This window comes from Arthrobacter sp. ZGTC131 (assembly GCF_002929275.1).
In the GTDB taxonomy this organism is placed as follows: Bacteria; Actinomycetota; Actinomycetes; order Actinomycetales; family Micrococcaceae; genus Arthrobacter.
In genome coordinates, this window is record NZ_PJIK01000010.1 from 126,984 (window position 1) to 149,939 (window position 22,956).

Sequence of the window (22,956 nt, forward strand, 5' to 3'; positions counted from 1 at the left end):
TCCGCCCGGCTGCCCCTAGCGTCCCGCCGGCCACAGCACGGTGGCCTGGAGATCCGCCAGCGGTACGCTGCCGTAGCTCCGCGAGTCGATGGATCCGGCCCGGTTGTCGCCGAGGACAAAGACGTGGCCGCCGGGCACGGTGACCGGTCCAAAATACGTGCCGTCGATGCGGCTATGGTCAATGCCCGGTTCGGGTTGCGGAACACCGTCCACCACTAGCACCGAGTCCTCGATGGCCACCGTCTGGCCGTGGAAGGCGATGGCGCGCTTAATCGCCGGATTCCCGTCGTCCGGGCTGGTGAAAACCACAAGATCGCCGGCCTTGAGTCCGCCTAGCGCCGGGCCGGGCTTGAACATCAGCACCGTGCTCCCCCGGGGTACTGCCGGCTCCATGCTTTCCGAGCTGACCGTGACCGGCTCCACCACCCACAGGCGCCCGGCGAGCAAGGCCGCAGCCAGCAGGGCCGCCGTCGCGATTTTCTTTCCCCGAGAGCCCCGCCGGGATGGTGCGGCGTGCCTGGCCGGCCGGGTGGCTACTAGTCCCATGGGGGCGTCCCTGCCGCGTTTAGCCGGATTGCCGCGACTTCCGCGTCGCGGGTTGGCAGCGAAAGAACGCCCTGCCCCAGCGCGGAGAGTCCACCCAGCAGCAGGACCCGGCGTCGGGAAACGGTCATGGCCGTGCTCCATTCGTTGTACTACCGAGAGCATGCCGGGCCTGTCTTGGAAAAAACCTGACCCGCCAACCCCGCTATGGGGGCAGAACCGGCACCACCCCTATTTGGGCCCCCTCAAATCGATGGCCTAACCCCGCAGCGCGGAAACAACCGCTCCCCACCCCCTGGCTGGGCGGTTTGAGGGCCCGCAGTGCGCTGTCTCCCCGGGAAATTCCCAAGTCCGTACCCGCACACTTGTCTTGTCCTGAACCGGATGGCTGCCGCCGTCGGAGAGGACCCAGGACCGCCGGGGCCGGTGCCGTCTCCCAGCGGCACCGAACCCGGCGTCCGACCTCAACGGCTTGCGGAGCCCGGAATTCCGCCTCAGCGGCCCGCATCGGCCCTGCCCCACCGGTTTTATCCGACTTTTATCCAAGGTCTTTAGTTCACCGTGAACGTGGTTGGGAATCGACTTCCTGACCTGGCCTTGAGGGTACTGGGGGCCACAAATCGAGTGTCCATATAAGGAGTCACCATGTTCTCGCTATCCGTGAAACGGCCGAAGATGCCCGACGGAACAAGCCGCTCCGGCCCCGCTCACCGGCGGCCCACTCCGACCGCAGCGGCCCGTCTCGCCCCTGTGGCCGCGGGCGCCCTGTTGGCAGCCGCACTGGCACCGCTGGGCGCCGTTCCGGCGGGCGCCGAAACGGCCGGAATGGGTCCCGTGGATCCGAATAACGGTTTCCCAACCTGGTATTCGGATGGAACGGTCCGTTTGCAGCTCTGCTACGAGGCTGGCAGGGGCTGCCTGTCCGAGCCGCCAGACCCGGATTCGCCGGCGTCCTATCCGAACAACTTCCCGGACGAGGCGTTCTGGTTCGCAGCGGCCGCCGATATCGGTACGATCGGCAGCTATGAGGCAGCCCTCGAAGCTGCCCACGCCAACGAGGCCGTGATCGACGGAGACCAGATGGGCTTTGCCCGCCTCCGGTTCCGCTTTGACGGCCTGCAGGCCAATGCCTCGTACACCGTCACCCACCCGTACGGCGAAGACACCCTGATCGCCGATGGTGAGGGGATCATCAACCAGACTTTTGACCAGGGTGCCTGCGCACCCACCCCCGACGCTGCCTGCAACTGGGCCGGCGTCGGCGCCGCCTTCCTGGGCGACTTTGGCCGGGGCACCACGGCAACGTTCCTCCGCCAGGAGGGCGCTGCGGCCGGAACCCTGGGCGACATCGAAACCGCGCGGCGTGTCACGGGCGCCCCTTCGGGCAACAACTTCGTGACCGTGGCCGGTCCGAACGCCGGCGGGCCGGGCGTCAATACCGTTACGACGAACCTCTTCACGGTGCAGGGCCTGATCGCGGAGGGCAGTGAGACCGGCCCGTCGACGCCGGACCTGGCTGCAGCCAGCGACAGCGGACGCTCCAACAACGACAACGTCACGCGGGTGACCACACCGAGCATCACCGGAACCCTCCCTGCGGGCGTCGCAGGCCCCGTCCAGCTCGTTGTGAATGGCACGGCCCGGGCGGCAACGCTTACGGGTTCCAACTACTCGGCAACCCTTGCTGTCCTCCCCCAGGGCCGCAACACGGTACAGGCCCGGGTGCCCAACCCGGCCTTCGCCACCGATCCCACCCAGCCGGAGTTCCTGGTCTCCTCGACACTGACGTTCACGGTGGACACGGCTGCGCCGGCCGTTTCCGTCACCGCCCCGTTCCCGTCCTTGCCGAGCCTGGACAACACGCCCACGCTCAGCTTCACGGGTGAAACCGGGGCAAGGTTCGAGTGCCAGTTGCAGCCCAGCAACCCCACGTGGGATGCCACCTGCGCCTCGCCCAAGACCTGGGATGCCCAGGCCAACGGAACGTACGTCTTCAACGTGCGGGCCACCGACGTCGCCGGCAATGTCAGCGGCTCCGCCAGCCGCACTGTGCAAATCGGGCAGAGCACGGCAACCGCCGCTAGTCCTAAGCTTCAGGACTTCAACAGTGACGGCCGGTCGGATATCGTGTCCCGGGATGCCAGCGGAAGGCTGTGGCTGTACCGCGGCAACGGAGCGGGCGGTTTCCTCTCCAAGCTCCAGATCGGCAACGGCTGGAACGTCATGAGCGCCATCGTGAGCTCCGGCGACTTCAACGGCGACCGCAAAGCGGACATCGTGGCCCGGGACACTGCCGGTGCACTGTGGCTCTACCGCGGTAACGGCGCAAACGGCCTCGCCGGCCGGACCCAGATCGGCAACGGCTGGAACGGGCTGAACAACATCGTCGCCCCGGGCGACTTCAACGGCGACCGCAAGGCCGACCTTGCCGCCCGCGACGCCAGCGGAAACCTGTTCCTCTACTACGGCAACGGAACAGGCGGCTTCATGGGCAACGCCCAGATCGGCGTCGGCTGGAACGCTATGAACACCATAGTGGCCCCCGGCGACTTCAACAGCGACGGCAAGACCGACCTGGCAGCCCGTGACGCCAGCGGAATCCTGTGGCTGTACCGTGGCGACGGCTTCGGATCGTTCAATGGCAGGGTCCAGATCGGATCCGGCTGGAACGGCCTGACCATTGCGGGCCCGGGTGACTTCAACGGCGACCGCAAGATGGACCTCACGGCCCGCGACGCCAACGGAAACCTCATCCTCTACCGTGGCAACGGAGCGACCGGTTTCCTCGGCAAGACCCAGATCGGCACGGGCTGGAACACGATGAACGCCATCATGTAGTCCCGATCCTCTGAGTTCCGACACAGCACCGCCCGCGTACAGCCAGTACGCGGGCGGTGCTGCGTCGCGACGTGGTTCCGCCGTGGAGGTTGCGCCGCCAGTCGCGGTTCAGCTAGCGCACCACTGCCAGCGCGAAGCCGTCCCAACCCTTGGAGCCCACCGTCTGGATCACGGTCGCGTCCAGTCTGGCGTCCTCCCCCATCAGCTTCAGGGCGCTGAGGATCCCCGGGGCGTTGACCTCGTCCATGGACGGGTCCAGCACCGCCCCCTCCCACACCACGTTGTCCATGACGATGCTGGTTCCGGGCCGGCCAAGCCGCACGGCCCAATCGAGGTACTTCGGGTCGTTCTCCTTGTCCGCATCGATGAAGACGAAGTCGAACGGCTCAACTCCCTCCGCCTCCAGCGCGGCGAGCGTGTCCAGCGCTGCGCCGACCCGGATCTCCACTTTGTGGCCCAGCCCGGCAGCGTCCACATTCGCGCGGGCTACGTCCGCGTGTTTGGTGAGGTATTCGCACGTGACCAGCCGGCCGTCGTCGGGAAGTCCCTGGGCCATCCAGATGGTGCTGAAGCCGGCCAGGGTGCCGATCTCCAGCACCCGGCTCGCGCCGGAGGACATAACCAGGAGCTTCAGCAGTTTCCCCGCATTGGGGGTCACCTCGATCGGCGGCAGGCCGGCGTCGACGGCGGACTGCACCGCACGCTGCAGCGCACCGTCCGGCTGGACGACGACGTCGGACAGGAACTCTTCTACGGCCACCCACTCGGGGCGCGGCTTGTGCTCAAACATGGCCCCAGTCTCCCAGCAACCGCATTGCGGGGCTAGGTTAACCGGCGGGGCGTCCGCCGTGGCGGCGGAACCTCGGGCAGAGCCGTCAGGAACCCTCGGCTATGGCGCTCTCCAGGCGATCAACCTTTGCGGTGAGCTCACCGGAGAAGCCGGGCCTGATATCCGCCTTGATCACCAGGGACACCCTGCTGCCGAACTTCCCGGCGGCCTCGGTCGCGCGTTTGACCACCGCGAACACTTCGTCCCATTCACCCTCGATGGTGGTGAACATGGAGTCGGTCTTGTTGGGCAGCCCCGACTCCCTGACGATCCTGACTGCGGCGGCCACGGCGTCGTGCACGGACGCGTCCGCTCCGGCCTCGGCGTAGGCAGGATCGGCGGGAATTCCGGACGGGGCGACTGAAAATGCGAGCAACATGGCTCCAGTCTGACACGGTTCACAAGACACCCCGGGGCGTGTGCTGCGTCATATTTGGCGCTACCAATGGGTAACGAAGTCCGGGAGACACACCGTTGCTAACCTTGATTCATGAACCTCGCTGTAGAGCGCAAACCACTCCGTGCCGACGCTGCCCGCAACGTGGACAAGATCATCAATGCGGCCCGCGAGTGCTTCCGCGAGTACGGCCCCGACGTTCCGCTGCAGACCATCGCGGCCACCGCCGGAGTGGGACCGGCCACACTTTTTCGGAACTTTTCAGACAAGGAACAACTGGTCCTGGCGGCACTGAACCGCCAACTCCGGCTCGGCGTCGACCCCGTCATTGATGTTGCGCTGGCCGGACCGGACGCAGCCGAAGGTCTCTTCCGCGTCATCGACGCCGTCATGACCGCCGCGAGCGAGAACGCCAATCTGCTGGGCGCCGTCGCCGGGCGGCGAGACCTGCTGACCGGCATCACCGGCAGCCTGATTGAATCCGTTGGCGTGCTCCTTGGCCGGGGGCAGGGCCAGGGAACGCTCCGGGTCGACATTTCGCTGACGGACATGGTGAGGCTGCTGGCCATGCTGATCGGCGTGGTCGACACCATGGAACCCGGGTCCGACGCCTGGCGCCGCCCCGCGGCGCTCGTCGAAGACGCTATCCGCTCGGAACGGCCCGGCCGGCCGCTTCCGCCGCAGGTGCCGCTCCCCGGCTCGCAATTCGAGTAGACGCCGGTTCAAGTAAACCGCTGCTCCCCGCGGACGGGCCCGGCCCGCTCGGGCGTCGCCCGCTCTGTCCGGCCGGCTCTATTCCGTCCAACCGGCTTGCACAGTAAGCTAGGCGGACCAGTGGTTAGGCAGCCAGCCTCGGGAATTCCATCACGGAGTACAAAATGTCATTCTTCACGCGTGAACATTTAACACAGGCTGCGACATCATGAACCGCTCACAGCTCGCACACTTCATGAAGCTGTCCCCGGATCCCGAAGTCACACTGACAGCAGCCTCAACCGACGAGCTCGGGATAATCGTGGACGCGCTTTACCGCAACCTGGACACGCCCAAGCCGGTTTTCGGCGCCCAGGACTGGTACGACCTCGCCACGGAAGAACTGGCCCGGCGAACTTCGCCCGGCTCCCCGGACTCCTACAGGGCATCCTCTTCCCCGGATGCCTACGGCGCCGCCTGATCCAAGCTAGGCCGCCCCAGCCAAACCAGGGCCGCCTGATCAAGCCCGGGCGGCCTGACCAGCCCGGGCTTCCCTTCCTCCAGACCATCCCTGAAGGCAGCTCTGCCTGGCCGCCCCGGGCTTCCCCTGCCTAGGATTCCTTCGCCGTGGATTCCTTGGTGGTGGATTCCTTTGCCGGGGACTCAGCGGGCGCGCCCTTTGCGGGTGCATGCCCCTTCCCGTGGGCGTGATGCTCCGCTTCGTGGGCGTGCTCCTTCGCCTCCAGCAGATGCTGCTGAAGCTTCTCCTCCGCTTCCCGGCGGCGCCGGGACGTGTCGCGGAGCTCCCGTGTGGATTGGGAGCCACTTACCTCGATGTAAGGGGCGCCCGTCCTGTCATTCCCGTCCTTATGGGTCTCCGGTTCACCCGCGGCTGATTTTTCGTTCATGGTCAGTTCGTCCTCTCTGAAGCCAACAACACCCTGCGCCGATACATTCAACTGCGGCGCTCCACCATCTACTCAGTCATACCCGGCGTGACACGTCAATGCCGGCCCGGGTCACATGCCGCCCGGCAAGGCCTCGGGCCGTGTGGTGTGATTATGCAGGGCGGCGCTCACGCACTCAGCCATGGCCTGGAGCGCAATCAGCTGCGCTTCCCGGACCTGGGGTTTGGGGGCGTTGATGCAGATGGCCTCGTCTGCCGCCTGCGCCAGCGGATTGGGCGCCCGCCCGGTAACGGCCCACACCGTGGCTCGGGCCGCCTTGGCCGCTGCAGTTGCATCCAGCAATGCGTGCCGGTGGCCGCTCGCCGAGACGACCAGCAAAACGTCGTCGGCGCGAACATGGGCCGCAACCAGGCTGGCCACCTCGTCCGCATGACCCTGCGCAATTTCGATAAGGTTGGCCGATCCCGCCGCGGCCGCCGCCGGGTCTCCCCGGAGAGCGATGACGGAGAAGGGCCGGCGCTCACCGGAGTGGCGGCCCAGCAATTCGGCGGTGAACTGCTGGACCTCAGCCGCCGACCCGGCACTTCCCGCGGTGACCAGCCGGTTCCCGGCGAGCAGGCGCCGGGCCAGCTCCTCCCCCCACCCCGCCAGGCGCGAGGATTCATTCCGGAGCGAGGCCACGGCCGGACCCACCTGACGCAGGTGTTCCAGGACAATGTCCACCGGTGCCTTCATGGCGAACGGGGCTTCGGCGACGCGAGTGCGTTGCAACCGGCTGACGGCTTTCATCTTTCCAACTCCTCTTCACTCCGAGCAGCTGCCGCGCTTCCCATCGGCTCACCCTGAGCGCAGCCGCACACTGACCCGCGCGCCCTTCATTGCAGGCGCGCCTGGCATCAGTCGTCGTTGGCGGCGGCCGCGGCACGTGCCAGGAGCTCGCGGTTAATCGCCGCCATGGCCGCCAGCCTTGCGGAGTTTCCGGTCGGCTCAAGCTCCAACCCCAGACCCTGGAAGAGGGCTGCCAGCTCGGCTTCGGGAACGTCGGCAATTGACGGGAAGTGAGTGAAGAAACGTTTCTCGGGCAAGCCCGCGACGGCATGCCTGCGGATGCCAGAAGCTCCGGGAGGCAGTCGATTGTCCATAGCTCACCACTTGTACGGTTATGGCGGCTGACTGCTTAGCCTCTTAGAGCATACAACGCATGTGATGCGCGCCACTAGGCAGCGCGTGCGGCGCCGGTCAGTTCCAGCCCGCCAGGCGCAACAGGGCGGCAGCGCCAGCGCCGGCCACCACGACCACCAGGAAGGGCGCCCGGAAGAGCAGGGCAATGCCGCCCGCGGCGAGGGCGCCCAGTCGGGCGTCGAGGACCAGCGCCTGGCCCGAAGCCATAGCGTTGACGATCGTCAATGACGCCAGCAGCCCGATGGTCATGGTGCCCGCCACCCTGGACATCCGGGGGTTTCGCAGCAGGCTGGCCGGCACAAGGTACCCCATCAGCTTCCAGGCATAGGCCAACAGGCAGGCCAGCAGCAGCCACATCCAGAGGTTCATGCAGCGCCGCCCGGGACGGTTCCGGTGCCCGCTCCCGGCCCGTGATGGTGGTGCTCGGTGTAGGGATCGATGTCCGGTTCCAGTCCTTCATCGCGGCGGCCGTGGCTGAACCAGCCGATGGCCGCCGCCACCACTGCCGCGATCAGAATGGGCACCCCCGCGGGAACGAACGGCACGGCCAGTACGGTGGCGAGCGCGCATACAACGGCAATGGCCACTGGCTCACCGCCCTTGAGCCGCGGCCACAGCAGGCCAAGGAACGCCGCGACCGCCGCGCCGTCGAGCCCCCACTGTTTGGGGTCACCGAGCGCGCCGCCGGCCAGCGCCCCGACGGCCGTGAAGACGTTCCAGAGCACAAAGATCCCGATGCCGGCGGTCCAGAAACCGCGCTGTTGCTCGGCCGGGTCCGTCTGGCCGGTGCTCGTGGCCGTGGACTCGTCGATGGTCAGCTGAGCGGCGGCGTAGCGGCGCCAGCCCTTGGGTTGCAGCAGAACGTTGAGCTGCATGCCGTAAATGCCGTTGCGCATCCCGAGCAGCGTGGCGGCGCCCATGGCGGCGAGGCCGGACCCGCCGCCGGCGACTACCCCGATGAACGCAAACTGGGAGCCGCCGCTGAACAGGAGCAGGCTCAGGGCCATGGTCTGCCAGAAATCGAGACCCGACGTCACGGAAAGGGCGCCGAAGGAGACCCCGTACAGGCCGGTGGCGATGCTAATGGACAGGCCTACGCGCACCGCCGGGGACTGCAGGAGCCGGGTAGGCCAGGTGATGGGCATGGGACCACTCAACCACAGCGGCGGCAAGGGAGTTAAGCCGGCTAGAGCTGGGCCAGAACCTGGGCCGGTTTGTTGGTGGTGATCTCGTGAATGCCGAGCCCCTGGCACAAGGCGACGTCGTTCTCGGCGTCCACCGTCCACACACGGAACCTGCGGCCCGAGGCCAGCCAGCGCTGAACGGTGCGGGCATGCTGGCGCACGTAGTCGATGCCCGGCCCGGCCATGCCAACCTCGCAGTCGTTGAGGATCCGCTCACCCTCCAGCTGGGCGGCTTTCATCACGTTCGCCACAGCCCCGCCCGTGAGCGGCCCAAGGCCTAGCTCTTCCCGGATTTCGGCGACGTTGATGTCATCCAGCAGCTGGCAGATGAACTCGCCGGGCACCGTCTTGCGAAGATGCCGCACCGAATCCGGGCTGAAGCTCATGAAGGTGATCCGGATGTTGCCCACCAAGGACGTCAAGGGGTCCCAGCCCTCCCTTCGGAGAACCTCCAGCACCCGGTCCTCCAGTTTCAGCTGGTACGGGCTGGGATGCTTCAGTTCGATGGCAAGCCCGATGTCACGCCCGAAGTCCCGGAGGAGGTGGAGCAGGTCAGGCAGCGTCAGGAACTGCTCGGACCGGGCGCCGTATGCCTCGGGAATGCGGACGCCCTTCCACGAGGAGAAGTCCAGCAGCCGCAGCTCGTCGATGGTCCGTTCGGCAACCGGACCCGTGCCATCGGACGTGCGGTCCAGATTGGCGTCGTGCAACAGGACCACGTGCTGGTCACGGGTCAGGTGTACATCGCATTCCACCCCGTCCGCTCCGTCAGCCAGGGCCCGGAGATAGGCGGCCCGCGTATGCTCTGCAAAGTCCGCGCTCGCGCCCCGGTGGGCATAGACCAGGGGGCGGGCCGGGGCTGCATCCTCGATCGTCATGCTGACACGTTAGCGGACAGCCGGTACGGATGCGGGACTAGGCTGGGCACATGCAGGTGAACTCTGAGCCAACCACCCAGCCCGAAGCGCCTACCGCAGGTCCCCGGGAGCCCTCCCGCCCGGCGCAGGTCCGTCCCGCCGTCGCGCACCGGCAACTCAGCGCCGGTGACGCCGAAAAGGCGGCCGCTCTCCGGAGAATGAAGCTCCTGGCGCTTAGCCTGCTGATCGCCATGGCCGTGGTGTTCGTCTTTGCCTTCGCCCTGCAGAAGCAATACCCCTGGCTGGAATACGTCCGTGCCGCGGCTGAAGGCGGGATGGTGGGCGCCCTGGCCGACTGGTTCGCGGTGACGGCCCTGTTCAAGTACCCCATGGGCCTGAAAATCCCGCACACCGCCATCATCCCGCGCCGCAAGGACCAGATCGGCGCGTCGCTGGGAGAGTTCGTGGAGACCAACTTCCTCTCGGAGCAGGTGGTCCAGGAGAAGCTGGCCAGCCTGAACATTGCCGGCCGGGCAGGCCAGTGGCTGTCCGGCCCCGGCGGCGCCGAGCGGGTGGCCAAGGAGGGCGCGGCTGTCATCCGCGGCGCGTTCAAAGTGTTGAACGACGACGACGTCCAGGCAGTGATCGAGGGCATGGTCCGGAAGCATCTGCTCACGCCGCCGTGGGGCCCGCCGGTGGGCAGGATGGCCGAGCGGATCTTCGCCGAGGGGCACCACCACACGCTCATTGACCTGCTGGTGGACCGCGCTGCGGACTGGGTGGCTGCCAACCATGAGACCGTCAGCCGGCTGGTAACGGACCGCTCGCCGCAGTGGGTCCCCGGCTTCGTGGACGGCCTGGTGGGCGACAAAGTCTACGTAGAGCTGCTGAAATTCACTCGCGCCGTCCAGACGGATCCGCAGCACCAGGTCCGCCTGTCCATCGACAAATACCTCACCGACCTGGCCCAGGACCTGCAGCACGATCCGGCCATGATCGCCCGCGCGGAAGGCATCAAGGCCCAGGTCCTCGGCGACCCGGAGGTCCGCGAATTGGCTTCCCGGACCTGGGCGACCATCAAGAACGCGCTGCTCACCGCCGTCGACGATCCGGAAAGCGAGCTCACCGTTAAGTTCAAGGCCGCCGTCCGCGACTTCGGTGCGCGGCTGGTCAACGACGACGAACTGGCCGGCAAGGTCAACGCGTGGATCGGCGATGCCGCCGGCTACCTGGTCCGCACCTATCGATCCGACATCGCCGGGGTGATCACGGATACGGTGGCGCGCTGGGATGCCGAGGAGACGTCGCAGAAGATCGAACTCCAGGTGGGCAAGGACCTGCAGTTCATCCGGATCAACGGCACGGTGGTGGGGTCGCTGGCCGGCCTCGCGATCTTCACTGTTGCGCACCTGACGTTCGGCTAGCCCGAGCCGTCCAAGAGGCCCGGACTGGACGGCGGTGCCTGCAGTCAGCGTCCCTCGTCCAGGCCGGCGTCACGCCCCAATGGCGCCGAGGAAACGGATCCGCTGGCCCGGCCGCGCCTGGCCGAGGAGATCCACGTCAGCCCGCCGCACCACCGCGATCACGGGGTAGCCGCCCGTCACCGGGTGGTCCGCGAGGAACACAGTGGGAAGGCCCGACGGCGGCACTTGCAGCGCGCCGAGCACGGCACCTTCGCTGGGGAGTTCTTCCGTCCGGTTCAGGCGGAGGGGCCGGCCCAGCAGCCGGGCGCCGATCCGGTTGGAGTCCGGCGATATGGTCCAGGACTGGCCGGTGAGCCGGCGGAGGGATGCGTCGTCGAACCAGTCGGCTCGCGGGCCCCGGTCCACCCGCAGGGCGATGGGACTGTTCGGATCCGGCGCACGGCGGAAAACACCGCGGAAGACTTCGGGCGGCGGGGCCGGCGCCGAGTCCGTAACCGCGGCGGCGCCGTTACCGTGCATCAGGGCGAGGGTATCCCCCGCCTTCAAGGGCGGCGGCCCCTCGCCGGAGAGCAGGTCGGCACTGCAGGACCCCAGAAGTGCCGGGGCGGCGATGCCGCCGGACACGGCCAGGTAGTAGCGGATTCCGAACGCTGGCGGACCGAATGCCATGACCGCTCCGGGTGGAACCCGGACGGGCTGGTTGAGATCAATCTCGGCGCCGTTGAGGGTGACCCTGCCCTCGGCCCCCGTCACGGCGACGTTGGCGCCCGTGACGAACCGCAGGCGGAGTCCGCCCAGCAGCACCTCGAGTCCCGGCGCTCCGGGCAGGTTGCCCAGCAGCGCATTGGCCAGCATCAGTGATTTCCGGTCCAACGCCCCGGAGGGGCTCAGTCCCAGATCGGCCGACCCCCGCCGGCCCAGATCCTCGATAAGCGTCAGCGGCCCCGGGTCCAGCACCACGATGCCCATCAGGCCTCCCGAAACCGTACGGTATCGCCCGGGCGGATCAGCGCAGGTTCCGGCCGGGCCGAGTCCCACAACACCGCCATGGTGGTCCCAATCAGCTGCCAGCCGCCCGGGGAGGAGCGCGGATACACGCCGCTGAACTCGCCGGCGAGCCCCACGGCACCGGCCGGCACTGCGGTCCGCGGCGTGCTGCGGCGGGGCACGGCCAGCTGATCGCCGTCCGTGACGAGGTAGACGAACCCGGGCGCGAATCCCGCGAAGGCAGCCGTCCACTGCGCGCCGGTGTGGCGCCGGACGACGTCGGCCTCGCTGATCCCGAGAATGCCAGCGACCTCGGCCAGGTCCGGGCCCCCGTACGCCACGGAGATTTCCACGGCCCGCCCCGGCTCAGCGGCGCTGTGGTCCGGCTCTGCGCCGGACAGCCAGGCCAGGACATCCGACGGCGCCAGCACCTCGGGGTCGAACGTCACCAGCACCGTCCGCGCGGCCGGCACGACGTCCATGACGCCCTCCGGACGGCCCGTCATTCCGGCGCCGACGAGACCGCGGTAGAACGCGATGACGGCCGCCAGGTCCGGCAGCTCCACGAGGAAGGCGCTGTCGCCATAGGGCACCACAGCAGGCAGCCCACGCGAAGGGCGCAGGTCAGGCGAAGGGCTCAAGCTCCACACCGGCTTCTTGGAGGCCCGCCCTGACGGCGGCCGCCATGCCCACGGCACCTGGCGTATCGCCATGGATACACAGCGAATCCGGGTCAACCCGCACCACCGAACCGTCCACGGCCACCACCTCGCCCTTCAGCGCGAGGCGCACGGCCCGTTCCACGATCGGTCCGAGGTCGTGCAGCACTGCACCGTCCTGCGAGCGCGGCACCAGGGTGCCATCGGGCAGGTATGCGCGGTCCACGAACGCCTCGCGGAACACCGGGTGGCCCGCTTCCTGGGCGTGCTTCAGCAGCTCCGATCCCGGCAGGCCCAGGACCGGCAGGCCCGGATCGTACGCGTGGATGGCTGCCACGATTGCGGAGGCCTGTTCGGCATCGTGGAATGCCCGGTTGTACAGGGCGCCGTGCGGCTTGACGTAATCCACGGAAGCGCCCACGGCATGTGCCACTCCGTCGAGCGCGCCGAGCTGATACAGGACATCGCCGAAGAGCTCGTCAAAGGACATGTCCAGGGAACGCCGCCCGAATCCGGCGAGGTCGCGGTAACCGACGTGCGCCCCGACCGTCACATCCAGTTCGAAGGCGGCGCGGCAGCTGTCCAGCATGGTGACCGGGTCCCCGGCATGGAAACCGCACGCCACGTTGGCGCTGGTCACGAGCTGGAACATCGCGGCGTCATCGCCCATGGTCCACGAGCCGAAGGACTCGCCCAGATCAGCGTTGAGGTCCACCGTTGCCGCCTTCCGGCGCCCGGTTCAGCGGCACGCCTGGTGTCGATTGTGCTGATGTTTCGGTGGTCGCCCTTAGTTCCCCGGGAATGGTGTCCGGCAGCGGGCCGAACGCCTCCTTGGCGTTGGCCACCACCGCACGGCCCATCATGAGGTTGCCGGCACCGCCCACCACGGCGCCGATGCCGAACGGCAGCGCCCGGCCGAACAGGGCCGTGCCCTGCCTCTTCAGCAGGCTGCGGAGGAAGACCTTCTGGACGTGCTCCCGGATTGAGCCGAACCCCGATGAGGGCATTTTCCGGGCCAGGACATTTCCCCAGGCCTGGGTGGCGCCCTTCCCCTTGCCGAGGGCCTGGCCGCTCAGTGAGCCGAGCAGCGCGGTCCCCTCTTCACCCAGCATCACTGCCATGACCATGGTGCTGGCTTTGTCCGGGTCCGTCATCCGGATGCCGTGAAGCTCGGCCAGCGATGTCGCATAGAGCGCCGTCGCTTCGAGGAAGGCCACCGTGGCTGCGGCGGAGAGGCCAAGAGAAGCGATGGTTCCAACCCCGGGGACCACTGCCGTGGCGCCCACCAATGCGCCGCCGCCCGTGACCGCGGCGAGGTAGTCGCGTTCCATTCTCTCCGCCAGCTGGGCGGGGGAAGCGCGGGGGAAGCGCTTCTGGAGACGGCGGATGTACGCCAATACCAGCGGCCGCTGGATATCCACCCCACGCAGCAGCAGATTATGGACCCCTGGTTTGGGGTTTCCGTGGGCATCGAACACCGCATTGTGAGCTGTTTCCTGCGCGATTCTCACCGCCGGATTGCGTCGCCTGGCCATCGTCACCTCTACCTCGATTCGGCCAACAGCCGGTTGCTGTCGTCCAGCCTTAACACTAGGCCACGCCCCCGGCGAGATGGCCAGCGAGCGCCGCTGGAGCAGTCCAGGGAGGGAGCCACTGTGCTGTGGCTATATCGTCCATGACTCGGCCACGGCCATGTACGCAGAGGAGGACGGCCCGCGCGGCCCCGGATACACGGAGGGAGCCCCCGGCCACTCCACGCCGAATTCGGTCAGCCGGCCGGTGCTGCACGGCAGGTAGACATTGCTTAGCGCGGCGCTGGCGGGTGCGAGTTGGAAGTCGGGCGCGGAAAACTGCCGCCGGTCCAGCACGCCGGAGATCTCGAGTGACGCGCGGCGCCCGGTGGCGCTGAATCCACGCTCCAGGTCCACCTTGACGTCGAAGGCGTCGTCGGTGTGGCTGACGGCGCTCAGCGGGAAGCGCGCGGCCTCCGGAAAGAAGCGCGTCAGCTCGGAGGCAAGGGTTGCGGCGAAGAGTTCGCTGGAGCCGTAGCTGCGCCAGCCCTGGAGTGTGGCTACGAGCAGGGCCGTCCCCGTCCCCCATTTGGACCAGTCGGCCATCCAGAACGACGCGAAGCAGCTGGCCGGTTCGCCAGAAATATGGGTGCCATTCCGGTCCACGGGGTGCAAGGCAAGGCCGCAGTGGGCACCGATCAACGCCACGCTGCGCCGCCGCGGTGCGGCGGGTATGTTCCCCATGCCACGAGCCTATCCCGGCCCGCACGTTCCCCCGCGTACAGGCTCGGCTTAAGATTGCCGTGTGCCACTTCCCCGAGCCCTGCGTCCGTTTGCCCACCGCGAATACCGCGTGCTGATCGGTGCGCTCGCCGTGTCCATCTTCGGTTCCGGCATGTGGGCCGTGGCCATGGTCTACCAGGTCATCCACATCGGCGGCGGCCCGCTTGAACTGTCCCTCGTGGCCGCTGCAGGCAGCGTTGGGCTGGTGGCGTTCGTCCTGGCCGGCGGGATCGCAGCGGACCGTGTTCCGCAGCGCCTTCTGATCATTGCAGTGGAGGGCATAAATCTCGCCGTGATCGCCGCCGTCAGCGGGCTGGCAATGGCCGGCTGGCTGCAACTCTGGCATCTGGCGGTCGGATCGTTCGTGCTCGGCGTAGGGGCGGCATTTTTCTTCCCCGCGTACTCCGCGATCCTGCCGAGGATCCTGCCCGCGGAGGACCTGCTGGCGGCGAACGGCATGGAGGGGACCATGCGGCCCATCCTGCAGCAGGCGGCGGGCCCCGCAGTGGCAGGCATCGTCGTCGCAGCGCTGTCGGCGTCGCACGCCGTGACAGGCGTGGCCGCCTGCCATCTGCTGGCCTTCATCATCCTGAATTTCCTTGGCCAGCACGCGCTGGACGCTCCGGTCAACGATGCCGATCATGGGTCGCCAGCCGCGCCCGCCGACGGTCACGCCGTGAAAGCGCCGGCCAGGACATCCTTTTTCCACGACCTCCGGGAGGGAGTCAGCTACACGCTCCGCACACCGTGGCTGCTCTGGACGCTGCTGTGGGCCTGCATCTCCGTGCTGTTCCTGATCGGCCCGATCGAGGTGCTCCTGCCTTTCGTGGTCCGGGACCAGCTGGGCGGGGACTCCCGGATGTTCGGCTTCCTGCTCGCCGTGATGGGAGTCGGAAGCGCCGCGGCCTCGCTCGTCACCGCATCCTTCAGGCTCCCCCGGCGGTACCTGACCGTGATGATGGTGTCCTGGGGCGCGGGCAGCCTGCCGCTGGCGGCCGTGGGAATCATGGACAGCTTCTGGATGCTGGCCATGGCGCTGTTCATTTTCGGCGCCACGGGCAGCGTGGGCATGGTCATCTGGGGGACGTTGCTTCAGCGGCGCGTGCCGGCGCACCTGCTGGGACGCGTCTCGAGCCTGGACTTCTTTGTGTCGCTGGCCCTCATGCCGGTGTCGATGGCCCTGGCCGGACCCGCGGCAGCGGCGCTCCCCATCTGGCTCATTTTTTTGGTGGCCGGAGGCGTCTGCCCTGTCATGGCCGTCCTGGCGTTGGTCATCGCCCGGATGCCCGCGGATGAGATCGCGCATCCGCTGGACCGCCGCCTCAGCCTCCCCGCCGACGCCGAAGCCGACGCCAGCCGGTAGCCGGCAGCCGGCAGCCCGTTCGGCTCACACCTGACGATGGTCGTCCGCTGCTGGGAGCAGCCAGCGTTAGTGCTTGACAGCGGCGTGTGACGCACGACATACTCGTGGAACCGATTCCATGGAATCGGTTCCACGAACAGGAGAACCAAGCAAATGACGACGACGGCGCCGGTCACCATTAGGGATGTTGCCGCACTCGCGGGGGTATCCCAGGCGACGGCATCACGAGTCCTTTCGGGCAACCCTGCCACGTCACCGGAATCGCGAACCCGGGTGCTCTCGGCAGCGGCGGACCTCGATTTCCGCCCCAACGCGCAGGCCCGTTCACTCCGCTCGACCCGCACCCAAACGCTGGGCTTGCTCATTTCGGACGTCCGGAACCCCTTCTTCGCGGACCTGGCCCACTCGGTGGAACAGGCAGCCCTGGACCGGGGCTACGTGACCCTGCTGGGCAACGCGAACGAAAGCACCGACCAGCAGGACAGGTATCTGGACACCTTCATCTCGCAGCGTGTGGACGGTGTCATTGCCGCCCCCCAGGGCGCTGGCGGCGGCAGCCTCACCGCCCTCCTGGAGCGCAGCATTCCCACGGTTTTCGTGGACCGGACCGTCGAAGGAATTGACGTTCCCAGCGTCACCACCGACGGCAGGGCAGGAATCCGGGAGGCCGTCCGCCACCTGGCAGCGGAGGGGCACACGCGGCTGGGCTATATTGCCGGGCCGCAGGCCATCTCCACGGCCCGCCAGCGGCTAGAGGCCTACCTGGAGGCCATCGCCGAGTCCGGCCTGGACCAGGACCCGCACCTGATCTTTTATGGCGACTTCCGCTCGGCAAGCGGCGCGGCCGCGGCCGAGCACCTGCTCCGGCTGGGCAAGCCGCCCACCGCGCTGCTGGCCGCAGACAGTCCGATGGCGATCGGCGCCGTTGCTGCCATGCGGCGTCTCGGCGTGCGTCCGGGTGCGGACGTGGCCCTGGTGGCCTTCGACGATATCGAATGGTTTTCCCTTCTGGATCCTGCCCTCACCGCCATCTCCCATGACGTCGGCGCCATGGGGCGGGCCGCCGTCGACATGCTGCTCCAGGTCATTGACGGTCACCGCCCGGCGTCCCTGCGGTTGCCGAGCCGGCTGGTGATCCGGAAATCCTCAGTCCGGGAATCCGCGGTGCAGAAATCCGCGGTGAGGCAAGCGCCCGCCGAAAGCGCCGGTCCTGCCGGGCCGGGCTCCCGCAACGACACGAAACAAAGCGATCAGAAGGAGCAGCTCGAGTGAGCACTGTATATGTGGTTGGCAGCCTGAACATGGATCAGCGAATCCAGGTGCCGGTGCTCCCGCGCGCAGGAGAAACTGTGTTGGGCCTGGACGCGGTGTTCACGCCGGGAGGCAAGGGCGGCAACCAGGCCGTCGCAGCGGCCCGGGCGGGAGCGGGCGTCAGCTTCGTCGGCGCGGTGGGTCCGGACGGCCATGGCGACACCCTCAGGGCCGCTCTTCTTGCTGACGGCATTGATTGCCGAAACGTGCGGACAGCCCCCGGGAAGCCAACCGGAACGGCCATCATTCCCGTCGATCCGCGGGGAGAGAACTCGATCATCGTCTGCCCCGGGGCCAACTCCGCACTCAACCTGGCGGACGTCGGCACCGGCCTGGCCGCGGTGGGCGCCGGCGACATCGTCGTCCTCCAACTGGAAGTCGATCCCGCAGTGGTCTGCCGCGCCGCGAAAGTCGGCCGGGAACGCGGCGCCACCGTCATCCTCAACGCCGCCCCCGCGCCCGCCTCAGTGGATTCCCTGTTCGACGACGTAGACGTCCTGGTGCTCAATGAACACGAGCTCAAAACCGTCGCGGGCCTCCTCGGCCTGCCTGGGGACGATCATCCGGCATGCACGCTGGCCTTGGCCTGCCGCCTGGGCATCACGGTCATCTGCACGGTGGGGCCGGAGGGAGCGTATGCTGCCGCCGGCGGCGAACTTCTTCATCAGCCCGCACACAAAGTGGACGCCGTGGACACCACCGGGGCCGGCGACACCTTCGTTGGCTACGTCGCTTCGTCCCTCGCCCGCACACCAGGCGACCTCGCCTCCGCCCTGGCCGCCGCCACCGCCGCGTCGGCATTGGCGGTCACGCGCCCCGGCGCCATGGAATCGATTCCATGGCAAACGGATGTTTTGTCCGTCCTCTAAGAACACGCTTCATACCCCGCATCCCCGCACCGCCACTACCCGCACCCGCACCCCGCACCCAAGGAGAACCATGAGAATCGCCCTCGGCAACGACCACGCCGGCTTCATGCTCAAGAACCACGTCCGCCAGGTACTCGAGGACCTGGGCCACGAAGTCCTGGACCGCGGCGCGCCCGACGACTCCCCGGTCGATTTCCCCGACATCACCATGGCCACCTGCGAGCTCGTCCGGACCGGAGAAGCCGACCGCGCCGTCCTGGTGTGCGGCACGGGAGTGGGCGCAGTAATGGCAGCCAACAAGATTCCGGGCATCCGCTGCGCCTTGGGCCATGACGTCTATTCCGCGCACCAGAGCGTGGAACACGACGACGCGAACACCATCGCGATGGGCGCCTGGCTGGTGGGTCCGGCCACGGCCAAAGAAGTCCTCGTGTCCTTCCTCGGCGCCACCTTCGACAACGACGAAGACACCATCCGCCGCGTCAAGAAACTGACGGAGATGGAGCTGGCAGGCGCCCGCGAGCTAGCCGGGCGGCTCTGACCACGCACGCCCTCCACGCCATCCGCTAACCGTCACCCCGCCTATACCTGTCCGGGGCGACACCACCATGCGTTCTGTCCCGTCCCCACTGCCCCGGTTCCCCGCCGCGGCGCCACGTATCAAAGGAGATATACATGAGCACCCTAAGCCCCGAAAAGCAGCGTCAGGCTGCGCACGGCTCGCCAGGAAAAGTGAAAACAGCCCTGGCCTCGGCAGCCGGAACCTGTGTGGAAAACTACGATTTCGTCGCCTACGGAACGGCCGCGGCACTGTACTTCGGCAAAGTGTTCTTTCCAGGAAGCGATCCGGTCGCCGGAACCCTGCTCGCCTTCGCCACCCTGGCGGTCGGGTTCCTGATGCGTCCGCTCGGCGGCGCCATCGGCGGCTTCCTCGGAGACAAGTACGGCCGCAAACCAGTCCTGGTGGGCGCGCTGCTGGTCATGGGCATCGCAACGGTGCTGATCGGCTGCCTGCCCACCTACGAGCAGGTGGGCCCGCTCGCGCCCGTGCTGCTCGTGGCGATCCGCATGGTCCAGGGCCTGGCGTTCGGTGCCGAGTGGGGCGGGGCGGTCATGATGACGTATGAGCACGCACCGTGGAAGAGGCGGGGGTTCTACGCGGCCATTCCGCAGGCGGGAAATCCCACCGGCATCACCCTGGCCAACATTGCCTTCCTCGCGTCCGCCGGCCTGCAGAACGACTGGTCCTGGCGCCTGCCGTTCCTTTTCAGCTCGGTGCTGATCGTCGTGGGCCTCGTTGTCCGTGCGAAGCTGTCCGAATCGCCCGAATTTGAACGGGTGAAGGCAGCCGGCGCCATTGAAAAGAACCCGCTGCTCACCGTGGTCCGCAACGACTGGCGAAACGTCCTGCGCGTGATCTCGCTGCGCATCGTGGAGTCCTGCGCCTACTACGTCACGGCAACCTTCCTGCTGTCCTACATCTCGCAGAGCAACGCCGCCAACCGGCCTGTCGCGCTCCTCGGGATCGTCATCGCCAGCCTGACGGCCATCCCGGTCACCCTGCTTGCCGGCCACCTGACCGACCGCATCGGACGCCGGAAGCTGTACCTGGCGGCCTGCATACTGGCGGTGCTGTTCGGCTTCCCGATGTTCCTGCTCAGCAACACGGGAAACCCCGTGCTGATCGTCCTGGTCTTCGTGGTGGGCATCGGCATCATCCACGCCACCTTCACCGGTACGCAGGGTGCGTGGTTCGCCGAACTGTTCCGGACCAACACCAGGACCTCCGGCGCGTCCATCGGTTACCAGTTGGCCGCATCCATTTCCGGATTCGCCCCGTTCCTCGCCGTTCTCCTGGCGTCCGTCTTTGGCTGGGCGGGAGGCGCCAGCCTCTATGTCCTGATCGCCCTGATCGGGCTCACCGGCGTACTCGTCACGAGGGAAACCTGGGGACCCAAGCAGAAGGCCGAGGTCGATGCCATCCTGAACGGCGGCGCTCCCGAAAACGGTGCCGCTGCGGAAGATCTCCGGGCCGGAGAGGCAACACGCGCACGGTAGTTCTCCGCCGGATGACGGCGCACGTTCAAGCGCCGCCCTAAACAAGCCAGCACAGACTGATGGCCGGTCACCCCTTCGGGTGACCGGCCATCAGTTTCGCTGCGTGTACTACTAGGCGCGGGCGCGCACCACGGGGAGGCTCGCGGTCGGCGGCCCGCTCGGGAAGACGGTCGGTTCGGGAACCTCCACCGGGTCCAAAGTCACCCGGACGGGTTCGGCGCCGACGGCCCAGACTTCGCCCCGCACGTCGACGTCCAGAGTTTCACCGCCGACGACGCTCAGCGTGATGGCAGCCGGATCCAGTTCCACGAGGAGCTGCCGGCCCTGGAGCAACAGGTGGAAGGACAGGCTGTCCCATTCCTCGGGAAGCCGCGGGTCGAAGTAGGGCACAGCGCCCTGGTCCCGGAGCCCGGCGAAGCCGCATACCAGCGAGCTCCACACGCCGCCGGTCGAGGCGATGTGCACGCCGTCGATTGTGTTGCCGTGCGAGTCGTCCAGGTCGATGAACACGGCGTTGGTGAAGTGTTCCAGGGCCGCCTTGGGGTAGCCCACTTCGGCGGCCATGATCCCCTGGACGCACGCGGACAGCGTTGAGTCGCCGGTGGTGATGGGATCGTAGAAATCGAAGGCGCGGCGCTTCTCCTCGGCGGTGAACTCCTGCCACTGCAGGAACATGGCGAGCACCGTGTCGGCCTGCTTGAGCACCTGGTGCCGGTAGATCACCAGCGGGTGGAAGTTCAGCAGGAGCGGGTACTTGGAGCGGGGCGTCGTCCAGTCCCAAGGCTCCAGGGTCATGAAGTCGTTGTCCTGCGAGTACACCTGGAAGTGCTCGTCGAAAGGCAGCTGGATCCGGGCCGCAGCGGCTTCCCACAGCTGCCGCTCGGCGTCGTCGACTTCCGGGTGGTCCAGCGCGGCCGCGGCCCGCAGGTTAAACCGGGCCATGACGTTGGTGTACAGGTTGTCGTTCACCACTGCCGTGTACTCATCCGGTCCGGTCACGCCGTGGATGTGGAAGAGTCCGTCCTTACCGAAGAAGCCCAGGGACACCCACATGCGGGCGGTCTCGATGAGCAGGTCCGCGCCCATGCCGGCGCGGAACTCGGAGTCGCCGCTCGCCCAGACATACCGGTTGGCGGCAAAGGCGATGGCGGCGGCAATGTGGAACTGCGCCGTGCCGGCGGCGTAGTAGGCGCTGGCCTCCAGCCCGTTGATGGTCCGCCAGGGGAACAGCGCGCCGTCCACGCTGAGTTCCTTGGCACGAATCTTGGCGTCCGGCAGCATCTCGTGGCGGAACTCCAGGACCTGGCGGGCGCCGTCGGGGTTGGTGTACGTCAGGTACGGCAGGAGGTAGACCTCCTGGTCCCAGAAGTAGTGCCCTTCGTAACCCGAGCCGCTCACGCCCTTGGCCGGGATGCCCGCAACGCCGGCACGGGCCGTGGCCTGCGCCAGCTGGAACAGGTTCCAGCGGATGGCCTGCTGGAGCTCCGGCTGGCCGCCCACTTGGATGTCGGCGGTGGCCCAGTAGTTGCGGTAGTGGGCCTCGCTTTCGGCAAAGACCTCGCTCACCGTCTTCAGGCTGGCCTCCGCCACTTCGGCCGGATCCAGCCCGGCGTGGGCCCCGGCCGCTCCCGGCACGTCGGCGAGCGCACCCCGGGCCACGGCGTAGCTGACGCTCTTCTCAAGCCGGAAAGGCTCGTCCGCGCCAACTGCCAGCACGTAGCGGACGCTGCTGTCGTCCTGATCCACGAGGGTGTCGAATGGCTGGTGTCCCGCGGACGTCCAGTGGTCCACGGCAACTCCGACGCGCTGCTTGGACTCCGCGGCCTCCCAGGACAGCCGGAGCGAGCCGTCGCCGCCGTCGAGCCTGAGGGGAAGCAGCACGCGGCCGGCGTGCCGGCCTGCCCGGCGGGGATCATGCGCGGAGTGGTCCTCCACCGGCTGGTCCTGCCGGTTGATCACGGACGACGTGACATCGGCGGAGACGGCGCGGTCCGCGGAAAGCTCCAGGGAAATGCCCAGGCTGCCGCGGGACTCGAACCCTATCGCGCGGCGCTCCACGGTGGTGACCGTCGCACCCGAGCGGCACTGCCACACGATGCGGCATTCGTAGATTCCGGTGGCGAAATCCGTGGACCGGCGGTAATCCAGCACGGTCGACTCGGCGAGGCTGAGCGTTTCGCCGTCGACGATCACCGTGAAATTGTTGACGTCCGGGATGTAGAGGATCCGCTGGCCGGTGCGGGCGAAGCCGAAGGCATTTTCCGCGTGCTTGATGTCCCAGATCTCGTGGAATCCGTTGATGAAGCTGCCCGGAAGCTCAGCGTCCGCCGCTGCCCAATGGGAGCCCCGGATGCCCAGATGCCCGTTGCCCAGGGCAAAGAGCGTTTCAAGCGTGCCGGTGTTGCCGGCGGCATGGCTGGTCTCCACGAGCTTCCAGGGATCGTTGGGGAAGCGGACGCGGTCAGCGGTGATGAGTGCCATGAGTGGCGTTCCTTAGGCGGGTCGGAGGTGCGGCCAGGGTTGGGGACCTGGCGGGGGTGTTCTGTGCGGCCGGGCTGGG

The 22,956-nt window shown here is 67.6% G+C and carries 25 protein-coding genes; 9 read left to right on the forward strand and 16 right to left on the reverse strand.

Going from position 1 to position 22,956, the window contains the following annotated elements; all coding sequences use genetic code 11:
- Positions 1–15: 15 nt before the first annotated feature.
- Both lepB and CXQ90_RS22420 read right to left on the reverse strand, forming a co-directional pair.
- The gene (gene lepB / locus CXQ90_RS13845; RefSeq protein ID WP_104139918.1) at positions 16–546 is read right to left on the reverse strand and encodes a signal peptidase I; all 531 of its coding nucleotides are present in this window, start codon (positions 544–546) and stop codon (positions 16–18) included.
- Positions 537–674: a hypothetical protein gene (locus tag CXQ90_RS22420; RefSeq protein ID WP_181038562.1), complete on the reverse strand. Its 138-nt coding sequence runs from the start codon at positions 672–674 to the stop codon at positions 537–539. Before CXQ90_RS22420 ends, lepB begins: the two co-directional genes overlap by 10 nt.
- 514 nt (positions 675–1,188) lie before the next feature.
- On the opposite strand from CXQ90_RS22420, the gene CXQ90_RS13850 reads away from it, so the two are divergent.
- A complete protein-coding gene (locus CXQ90_RS13850; protein ID WP_104139920.1) occupies positions 1,189–3,381 on the forward strand; it encodes a VCBS repeat-containing protein in 2,193 nt (730 codons plus the stop codon).
- A gap of 112 nt (positions 3,382–3,493) precedes the next feature.
- Here CXQ90_RS13850 and CXQ90_RS13855 read toward each other — a convergent pair whose 3' ends face one another.
- Positions 3,494–4,171, reverse strand: a complete 678-nt coding sequence (locus CXQ90_RS13855) for an O-methyltransferase (RefSeq protein ID WP_104139921.1) — start codon at positions 4,169–4,171, stop codon at positions 3,494–3,496.
- An 85-nt stretch (positions 4,172–4,256) separates the two neighbouring features.
- Entirely contained in the window at positions 4,257–4,589 is a 333-nt protein-coding gene (locus CXQ90_RS13860) for a thiamine-binding protein (protein ID WP_104139923.1), read from the reverse strand.
- A gap of 111 nt (positions 4,590–4,700) precedes the next feature.
- Here CXQ90_RS13860 and CXQ90_RS13865 point away from each other — a divergent pair, with 111 nt between their 5' ends.
- Positions 4,701–5,321, forward strand: a complete 621-nt coding sequence (locus CXQ90_RS13865; RefSeq protein ID WP_104139924.1) for a TetR/AcrR family transcriptional regulator — start codon at positions 4,701–4,703, stop codon at positions 5,319–5,321.
- Positions 5,322–5,529: 208 nt separating this feature from the next.
- Positions 5,530–5,781 (forward strand): hypothetical protein, encoded by a 252-nt coding sequence (locus CXQ90_RS13870; protein ID WP_104139926.1) that lies wholly within the window; start codon positions 5,530–5,532, stop codon positions 5,779–5,781.
- Positions 5,782–5,911: 130 nt separating this feature from the next.
- On the opposite strand, the gene CXQ90_RS13875 is transcribed toward CXQ90_RS13870, so the two are convergent.
- From CXQ90_RS13875 to CXQ90_RS13900, 6 genes are all read right to left on the reverse strand, one after another.
- Positions 5,912–6,208, reverse strand: coding sequence for a hypothetical protein (locus CXQ90_RS13875; protein WP_104139928.1), 297 nt, complete (start codon positions 6,206–6,208; stop codon positions 5,912–5,914).
- 111 nt (positions 6,209–6,319) lie between these two features.
- Complete coding sequence (locus tag CXQ90_RS13880) at positions 6,320–6,997, reverse strand: SIS domain-containing protein (protein WP_104139929.1); 678 nt, start codon at positions 6,995–6,997, stop codon at positions 6,320–6,322.
- A gap of 107 nt (positions 6,998–7,104) precedes the next feature.
- Positions 7,105–7,293, reverse strand: a complete 189-nt coding sequence (locus tag CXQ90_RS13885) for a hypothetical protein (protein WP_104139931.1) — start codon at positions 7,291–7,293, stop codon at positions 7,105–7,107.
- Positions 7,294–7,447: 154 nt separating this feature from the next.
- Positions 7,448–7,759, reverse strand: coding sequence for an AzlD domain-containing protein (locus CXQ90_RS13890; RefSeq protein WP_104139932.1), 312 nt, complete (start codon positions 7,757–7,759; stop codon positions 7,448–7,450).
- On the reverse strand, positions 7,756–8,535 hold the full coding sequence (locus CXQ90_RS13895) for an AzlC family ABC transporter permease (RefSeq protein ID WP_104139934.1): 780 nt from the start codon (positions 8,533–8,535) through the stop codon (positions 7,756–7,758). The genes CXQ90_RS13890 and CXQ90_RS13895 overlap by 4 nt, the downstream gene beginning before the upstream one ends.
- Positions 8,536–8,576: 41 nt before the next feature.
- Entirely contained in the window at positions 8,577–9,452 is an 876-nt protein-coding gene (locus tag CXQ90_RS13900; RefSeq protein WP_104139935.1) for a glycerophosphodiester phosphodiesterase family protein, read from the reverse strand.
- A 50-nt stretch (positions 9,453–9,502) separates the two neighbouring features.
- Between CXQ90_RS13900 and CXQ90_RS13905 the strand changes: the two genes are divergently transcribed.
- Complete coding sequence (locus tag CXQ90_RS13905; RefSeq protein WP_104139937.1) at positions 9,503–10,855, forward strand: DUF445 domain-containing protein; 1,353 nt, start codon at positions 9,503–9,505, stop codon at positions 10,853–10,855.
- Between the two features lie 69 nt (positions 10,856–10,924).
- Here CXQ90_RS13905 and CXQ90_RS13910 read toward each other — a convergent pair whose 3' ends face one another.
- The 5 genes from CXQ90_RS13910 to CXQ90_RS13930 all read right to left on the reverse strand — a co-directional run bounded on the left by CXQ90_RS13910 (position 10,925) and on the right by CXQ90_RS13930 (position 14,756).
- Positions 10,925–11,824: a biotin-dependent carboxyltransferase family protein gene (locus tag CXQ90_RS13910; protein ID WP_104139938.1), complete on the reverse strand. Its 900-nt coding sequence runs from the start codon at positions 11,822–11,824 to the stop codon at positions 10,925–10,927.
- Positions 11,824–12,483: a 5-oxoprolinase subunit PxpB gene (gene pxpB / locus CXQ90_RS13915; protein WP_258064535.1), complete on the reverse strand. Its 660-nt coding sequence runs from the start codon at positions 12,481–12,483 to the stop codon at positions 11,824–11,826. The genes CXQ90_RS13910 and pxpB overlap by 1 nt, the downstream gene beginning before the upstream one ends.
- Positions 12,467–13,216, reverse strand: coding sequence for a LamB/YcsF family protein (locus CXQ90_RS13920; RefSeq protein ID WP_104139941.1), 750 nt, complete (start codon positions 13,214–13,216; stop codon positions 12,467–12,469). Before CXQ90_RS13920 ends, pxpB begins: the two co-directional genes overlap by 17 nt.
- Positions 13,200–14,036 carry a hypothetical protein gene (locus tag CXQ90_RS13925; RefSeq protein WP_258064536.1) on the reverse strand — a complete coding sequence of 279 codons (837 nt, stop codon included), beginning with the start codon at positions 14,034–14,036 and terminating at the stop codon, positions 13,200–13,202. The genes CXQ90_RS13920 and CXQ90_RS13925 overlap by 17 nt, the downstream gene beginning before the upstream one ends.
- 129 nt (positions 14,037–14,165) lie before the next feature.
- Positions 14,166–14,756 (reverse strand): hypothetical protein, encoded by a 591-nt coding sequence (locus CXQ90_RS13930; protein ID WP_104139943.1) that lies wholly within the window; start codon positions 14,754–14,756, stop codon positions 14,166–14,168.
- A gap of 61 nt (positions 14,757–14,817) precedes the next feature.
- Between CXQ90_RS13930 and CXQ90_RS13935 the strand changes: the two genes are divergently transcribed.
- From CXQ90_RS13935 to CXQ90_RS13955, 5 genes are all read left to right on the forward strand, one after another.
- Positions 14,818–16,158, forward strand: coding sequence for an MFS transporter (locus CXQ90_RS13935; RefSeq protein ID WP_104139944.1), 1,341 nt, complete (start codon positions 14,818–14,820; stop codon positions 16,156–16,158).
- Positions 16,159–16,311: 153 nt separating this feature from the next.
- Positions 16,312–17,430: a LacI family DNA-binding transcriptional regulator gene (locus tag CXQ90_RS13940; RefSeq protein WP_104139946.1), complete on the forward strand. Its 1,119-nt coding sequence runs from the start codon at positions 16,312–16,314 to the stop codon at positions 17,428–17,430.
- Positions 17,427–18,338, forward strand: coding sequence for a ribokinase (locus tag CXQ90_RS13945; RefSeq protein WP_104139947.1), 912 nt, complete (start codon positions 17,427–17,429; stop codon positions 18,336–18,338). The genes CXQ90_RS13940 and CXQ90_RS13945 overlap by 4 nt, the downstream gene beginning before the upstream one ends.
- 70 nt (positions 18,339–18,408) lie before the next feature.
- Positions 18,409–18,879, forward strand: coding sequence for an RpiB/LacA/LacB family sugar-phosphate isomerase (locus CXQ90_RS13950; protein ID WP_104139949.1), 471 nt, complete (start codon positions 18,409–18,411; stop codon positions 18,877–18,879).
- Positions 18,880–19,013: 134 nt separating this feature from the next.
- A complete protein-coding gene (locus tag CXQ90_RS13955; RefSeq protein ID WP_104139950.1) occupies positions 19,014–20,396 on the forward strand; it encodes an MFS transporter in 1,383 nt (460 codons plus the stop codon).
- 111 nt (positions 20,397–20,507) lie between these two features.
- On the opposite strand, the gene CXQ90_RS13960 is transcribed toward CXQ90_RS13955, so the two are convergent.
- Entirely contained in the window at positions 20,508–22,877 is a 2,370-nt protein-coding gene (locus tag CXQ90_RS13960; protein WP_104139952.1) for a glycoside hydrolase family 65 protein, read from the reverse strand.
- Between the last annotated feature and the right edge of the window lie 79 nt (positions 22,878–22,956).